Source organism: Mesorhizobium sp. M0587 (assembly GCF_040320945.1).
Lineage (GTDB): Bacteria > Pseudomonadota > Alphaproteobacteria > Rhizobiales > Rhizobiaceae > Mesorhizobium.
Map to the genome: position 1 here is coordinate 1 of NZ_JAMYQP010000106.1, position 826 is coordinate 826.

General features: G+C 59.3%; 1 protein-coding gene. It reads right to left on the bottom strand.

Features of this window, described 5'->3' with window-relative positions; genetic code table 11:
* Positions 1-389: 389 nt before the first annotated feature.
* On the bottom strand, positions 390-602 hold the full coding sequence (locus NKI49_RS33215) for a hypothetical protein (RefSeq protein ID WP_352695944.1): 213 nt from the start codon (positions 600-602) through the stop codon (positions 390-392).
* Positions 603-826: the final 224 nt, after the last annotated feature.

An 826-nucleotide genomic window follows, 5' to 3' on the forward strand; every position in this document is an offset into this window, starting at 1 on the left:
AACCGCTCCAAGCGGCGGACATCCCTTGCCCGCAGCTCAAGTGCCCGCAAAATCGCTGCTGCCAGCCTCGCGCCGAAAGACTGTGTGAGATATCCGGGCTAGTTTCCAGTCGGCAAGCTTACGCCGACATCCTTGCTGACGGCTGGGTCGACGCGGTCAGGCTGATCTATCCCGAATAGGCGTCTACGCTTACTGGAATTTCTCCACCGGGGCGGTTACGACCGCAGCTCTGGCCTTCGGATGGACCATCTTCCCGTGAGCCCCTCGCTCATGAACAGGCTGTGCGGCGCGGGCGTGGATGTTGCCCTGCGGGGATGGGAGAAGCCAAGCCATCACGCGGCAGCCTGGATCGAATGAATAGGGCCCGTTGAAAATGAGAAATCCGAGCTTTAGCCCGACCGGATGACGCCAGGTTCGTCCGCTTCTTTGTACTGTTCCGAACCCTTGGACGCAGCGATCAGATCCTGGAATCCAAGTGTGGCGATGAGATAGCCCGCGGCAACGCGCTTCGCCTCTCTGAAAGCCACTTCTCGATCAGCTATGTTGGCAAAGATTGCAGGCATCGGCATGCCTCCGATGAACTCGAAGCGAAATGTCGGCATCGATCCCTCCTGTCGGTGTGCCAGCGCTGGCAAGGTTGAGGGTCAACGCCAGCGTTTCGAAAAGGATGCAGCGGATTGTGAACGCCTGACCTCAAACGTTAGGCAGCGCTGCTGCCTTCCATTTTCCAATCGCCGTGCCAACGCGCGCGCACGGCAATCTTCAGCATGGCCGCTTCGGTCATCCCGGTCTGGAAAAGCCTGACCAGCTCTCTCGCGATGGAAAG

Coding starts and splice junctions, on each gene's coding strand:
- NKI49_RS33215 (WP_352695944.1), bottom strand. CDS start 602: ATGCCGACATTTCGCTTCGAGTTCATCGGAGGCATGCCGATGCCTGCA.